This window comes from Bacteroides finegoldii DSM 17565, from assembly GCF_000156195.1.
Lineage (GTDB): Bacteria > Bacteroidota > Bacteroidia > Bacteroidales > Bacteroidaceae > Bacteroides > Bacteroides finegoldii.
Genome location: NZ_GG688327.1, coordinates 193442 through 198038 on the forward strand (window position 1 = coordinate 193442; position 4597 = coordinate 198038).

General features: G+C 42.8%; 9 protein-coding genes. 2 read left to right on the top strand and 7 right to left on the bottom strand.

Annotated elements, in window-relative coordinates; translation table 11 throughout:
• Window positions 1–191 precede the first annotated feature (191 nt).
• The 3 genes from BACFIN_RS05835 to BACFIN_RS05825 are packed head-to-tail and all read right to left on the bottom strand — an operon-like array spanning window position 192 to window position 923.
• On the bottom strand, window positions 192–389 hold the full coding sequence (locus BACFIN_RS05835; RefSeq protein ID WP_005683054.1) for a hypothetical protein: 198 nt from the start codon (window positions 387–389) through the stop codon (window positions 192–194).
• A 10-nt stretch (window positions 390–399) separates the two neighbouring features.
• On the bottom strand, window positions 400–675 hold the full coding sequence (locus tag BACFIN_RS05830; RefSeq protein ID WP_004327436.1) for a type II toxin-antitoxin system YoeB family toxin: 276 nt from the start codon (window positions 673–675) through the stop codon (window positions 400–402).
• Window positions 672–923: a hypothetical protein gene (locus tag BACFIN_RS05825; protein ID WP_004295507.1), complete on the bottom strand. Its 252-nt coding sequence runs from the start codon at window positions 921–923 to the stop codon at window positions 672–674. Before BACFIN_RS05825 ends, BACFIN_RS05830 begins: the two co-directional genes overlap by 4 nt.
• A gap of 464 nt (window positions 924–1387) precedes the next feature.
• Between BACFIN_RS05825 and BACFIN_RS05820 the strand changes: the two genes are divergently transcribed.
• Entirely contained in the window at window positions 1388–1573 is a 186-nt protein-coding gene (locus BACFIN_RS05820; RefSeq protein ID WP_007560600.1) for a hypothetical protein, read from the top strand.
• Window positions 1524–2528: a replication initiation protein gene (locus tag BACFIN_RS05815; RefSeq protein WP_007755890.1), complete on the top strand. Its 1005-nt coding sequence runs from the start codon at window positions 1524–1526 to the stop codon at window positions 2526–2528. The genes BACFIN_RS05820 and BACFIN_RS05815 overlap by 50 nt, the downstream gene beginning before the upstream one ends.
• Before the next feature lie 38 nt (window positions 2529–2566).
• Here BACFIN_RS05815 and BACFIN_RS05810 read toward each other — a convergent pair whose 3' ends face one another.
• From BACFIN_RS05810 to mbpA, 4 genes are read right to left on the bottom strand one after another with little or no spacing between them, the layout of a single operon-like run.
• Complete coding sequence (locus tag BACFIN_RS05810; RefSeq protein WP_007755891.1) at window positions 2567–2797, bottom strand: hypothetical protein; 231 nt, start codon at window positions 2795–2797, stop codon at window positions 2567–2569.
• An 18-nt stretch (window positions 2798–2815) separates the two neighbouring features.
• Entirely contained in the window at window positions 2816–3268 is a 453-nt protein-coding gene (gene mbpC, locus BACFIN_RS05805) for a mobilization protein MbpC (protein ID WP_007755893.1), read from the bottom strand.
• The gene (mbpB, locus tag BACFIN_RS05800; RefSeq protein WP_007755894.1) at window positions 3225–4019 is read right to left on the bottom strand and encodes a mobilization protein MbpB; all 795 of its coding nucleotides are present in this window, start codon (window positions 4017–4019) and stop codon (window positions 3225–3227) included. The genes mbpC and mbpB overlap by 44 nt, the downstream gene beginning before the upstream one ends.
• On the bottom strand, window positions 4016–4315 hold the full coding sequence (gene mbpA, locus BACFIN_RS05795; protein WP_005683055.1) for a mobilization protein MbpA: 300 nt from the start codon (window positions 4313–4315) through the stop codon (window positions 4016–4018). The genes mbpB and mbpA overlap by 4 nt, the downstream gene beginning before the upstream one ends.
• Window positions 4316–4597 lie beyond the last annotated feature (282 nt).

The window sequence follows — 4597 nt, forward strand, 5'->3', positions numbered from 1 at the left end:
CACAAAGGTAATCTTAAAATCTTTTTGAGCAAAGCGAGAAAAGCAAGAATTGTCCGACAAGGACACTTCTTGCTATATATACACATACCGCATTGGAATACATCCACACTAACCGCCCGGCAAAAAAGCCCCGGCGTGTTAGAAAATCCCCCACAGCCTAACAAAATCTACCCCATTTCTACCCAAGGGGATTACACGCCGCAGAAGTCATCCGGGAACATGTCTTCCAGTTCGTCCAAATCAATGGCTTCTTCTTCGGACACCTCCACCCATTCAACGTTTTCTTTCCCTCTTATCGCACATGAGTACATCTCGGCGGCGGCAAGGTTAGAGAACACCTCGTGCATAGGCTCGCCGTTCTCTAACCAGTAAACACAATATTCGACCATAACAGTTTTATCATTTATCGTTGTAATGCCCCTCTACCTCCAAAATGTAGACCTCTACCACTTCCTCGTAAATGTCATAGATTATCCGGTCATGGGCGGTAATGTGTCGAGACCATGTAATATCCCCACCGCCCCTTAACGCTTCGGGATGCCCAAGCCCAGTCTTAGGGTGCTCTAACAATTCTTTGTAGATTTTCTTATACTTCTTGAACAAATTGGGGTTTGATTTCTTCCATTTGGCAATCACCTTATCCACCCCGTCGGAAACCCTAATTGTGTACATCATAGACTGTCGAAATAAGCATCAATATCCTCACTGCTTTTGAGGGTAACACACTTTCCGGATTTGATTTCTTCCCTTGCCTTGTCAATCCTTGCTTGCAGTTCCGGGGTTATCATCAAATCTTCACGACCAACTTTTACCAAAGCGTAAATCTCGTTTTTCCTGCGAATTAGTACCTGCTCGCCATTGTCAGCTTTGGTGAAAGACGCTGCGAGGTTGTTACGGTATTCTCTTACTGATAATGCTTCCATATCTGTTTGCTTTTAAATTCAGTACAAAGATAGCTATATTTCAATAAAATACAAACTTTTTGTACACAAATGTGTACACGCCATAAAAAGCCGTTCACAGTCCTACCGCCCGTTGGTTGGTTTTGCTTTGCTTTTTTTCCCTATTGTTTTTCTTTTTCCGACAGTAAATCAACCACTTATCCGTAAAAAATCAATGACTTGTTATAAAGCATAACTTGTTTATATGCTTATCAGCTTTTTTTTTTAACTAAAAATCACGCTGAAATCCAACCGCTTACACAATTCATTTAACACATTACTACGACTTTTTGAATGCTATTTAACACATTACTACGACTTTTTGAATGTTATTTTCTCTTCCAAATACGACTTTTTGAATGTTATTTTGCATCATCTACGATTTCCATTTGCACAAGTCGTAATTACTTATTATATTTGCGCAACATACTAATAATCAATAAAGGATGAAGAAAATCATAGTTCATTTTAAGAAAGAAGAATTTGAAAGGGTAAAAAACGCAATTTCTATCCTCGCAAAATTTTCTGAAATATACGCTCCTCACATAGATAAAGCCAACAGTATTTTATCCTTTCGTGTAGATGATGAAAACGAAACAACAGAAGAACAACAGTGTAACAGTCGTCAATAAAGACCAAATACAAAGCTATATTATGACGACAGCCAAGTATGACTTTTCCGTTTATGAGAAGCGCATACTTTATAGAATTGTAGAAATGGCTCAAGGTGAACTCCAAGGAGTTAGGTTTGCAACTGATTGTAAAAAAATAGAACACACACTTTTTGATACCGTTCACATCACAATGCCTATTGCTTCATTGCTAAATGGAGAAAGTGATGAAAACTACACACGTGTAAAACAAGCACTGTTATCTCTACAAAAGAAAATCTTTACCTATGAGGATGAAAAAGAATGGATAAGCATTTCTATTATTGCATTGCCAAAGATAAAGAAGCGTTCATCTGTTGTATCATTCCAAATAGACTCACACATATGGGACTGCTGCTTAGATTTTTCAAAAGGGTTTCGCAAATACGAATTAGCCACTGCGATGAAGTTTAAGAGTGTATATTCTATGCGGTTCTACGAACTTTTAAGCGGTCAGAAAACAAAACTAATCTATCCACTTGAACAGCTCAAAGAAATGTTTAAAGTACAAGATAAATACGCAAAGACAAACGATTTTGTCCGGAAAGTAATTGAACCTGCAAAAAATGAGCTGGACGAACTAAGTCCTTATACATTCGAATGGTCCGCAAACAAGGAGGGGAAAAAAATTGTAAGTTTCAACTTCTATCCAATATTCAAGCCAGAGCATCGTGATGCAGAGCTATACAAAAAAGAGCTACAAAAGCAAACCGGGCTTTCATGGGATTTAGGTAGGCAAGTGATAAGTTACTTAAAAACATCTTTGGAGTTCTCCGATAAAGAAATCAAAAACAACCGGGATTTATTTGTAACAGCACAAATGGAACTTCCAGACATCATGACAGAACTCGCCATACTTAGAGGAAAATCAAGGACAAAAACAAATCCAAAAGGGTGGATTATAAACGCCCTTAAAGGGAAAATCAAGGATAAGTGACAAGATTACCCCGGTATATTTCAGCCGGGGTAATCTTGTCAAATCAGAGGAACGATTTCCATTTCTACACCAAGCTCTTTCATCTGCCGCTGTATTTCCTCGCTGCTTAGTTTCTCTTTCGCCAGTACAAGCCCATGAAAGGCGTCCCAGCCTGCCGGCTTCGAAACGATACTACCGTTTAGGACAGCATGGGTGATTTCGCCGCCGGACTTCGCACCCTTGTTCAGTATGAAGAAGAACCGGGGTTCTTCGTGTTCCGTTGTTCCCATAATTCGTAAAGTTAGAGTTTATTTGTTTCCCTTTTGTTCCCTTGCCTGCTCTTGGAAGTATTCATAATACTGCTTGTAGTTGTCCCGGTCTTTGGCTGCATCCGTCCAAAGATAGCACATGAAACAAGCGAACAATAGGGAGATAACAGCACAAAGGATTGAGTAGAACGAAATCCGTTTGTCCACATAACCGCCGTTTTTCATTCTGTACCCCTGCCGTTCAAAGTCCGACAATACGTTTTTTAGGCGATTTTCGGCACTTTCGAGGCTTTTCCCGTCTATTTGTACCTTTCGGGATGTTGCATCCTCTATGCGCTTTGTATAGGCTTCAATACGTCCCATTTCTTGAAAAAACAGTTCTATCGCAAGCTGCGGGTTAACCTTTGGTGCTGTGTCTTTTCTTTTCCGGGGGCTGTACTGTCCCTGCTTAACGGTGGAAGCTACCGCTTCCGGATGTGAGTTTGTTTCCATGAGATATGTTCATTGAGTTATATTTCAGTTTGCTTTGTGTCCGCTCGATATGGGCGAGAGTGTAGCCTTTCCCTATCTCGCTCGCCTTATACTCCGTACCGCTTCGGGCTGTGACGTAGTAGCCGTTAAGTTTTCCGGTGCTTGCCCTGGCTTCCCGAACTTTAAAACCTCTCCTACCAAGTTCTTCCTTGAATTTAGTCAAGTCAAAGCCCTGCATCTTCTTCAATACGTCGTCCATGGCTTCCTTGATTTCCGCTTTGTTGGCTTTGCCGATGTCCTGCGACTGTACAAAGTTCCGTTCCTTGGCTATGGCGTTGGCGGCTTCCGTTGCCTTTTTCCCTATCCAGTTATCCCGGTACAGTTCCCCGGAAAGGGAAACCCGGTTTGCCAGTATATGCAGGTGGGCTTGTTCTTTTTTGCTCTCCGTACCGCTGTGCCGGATGATGATGTACTGGTGGTTCGCCAGCCCCATGCGCTGCATGAAGTCGTTACCAAGTTCCGCCCAGTCCGCATCCGTAAAGGTGGCGCTTTCCTCTATCGAAGGACTGACCTCGAAACGTAGGCAATTGTTTTTTACGTTCGGAAAATCAGCGTGGTATGGTTTCATTTCCTGTACCATTTCCGCACCCGTACACCCGTAAAGTTCATGCCGGGCTATCTCGATGGCTGCTGTCTGTCCGTCTATCTCTTTGGCAAGGTCATACTCCAGTGCAGCCGTACCATGCGATATGCTCTTTCCTTTCCCTATCATCGTGAAAGTATTTTTTTAAGTTCGGTGATTAGTGCCTGATTCTCTTCAAATACCTCCCGGTACTGGCGACCACCGAAGTAGTTGTTCAGCCGTTGGAGCGTTCCTTTCAACTGGGCTATGTCCCGGAGAAGCTGCCGTTCCTCCTCGGTGTACCTTTCCCTTGGGCGACCTCCAAGGGACAAACTCCGGCAATACTCCGATGTGCTCATGCTACATCGGGCTGCCTGCTCCGCAAGTGCCAGCTTTTCATACCGGGTACAGCGGAATGTAATCTTTTCGTTCCGTCTTACTTCCATGTCACAAAGGTAATCTTAAAATCTTTTTGAGCAAAGCGAGAAAAGCAAGAATTGTCCGACAAGGACACTTCTTGCTATATATACACATACCGCATTGGAATACATCCACACTAACCGCCCGGCAAAAAAGCCCCGGCGTGTTAGAAAATCCCCCACAGCCTAACAAAATCTACCCCATTTCTACCCAAGGGGATTACACGCCGCAGAAGTCATCCGGGAACATGTCTTCCAGTTCGTCCAAATCAATGGCTTCTTCTTCGGACACCTCCACCCATTCTAACC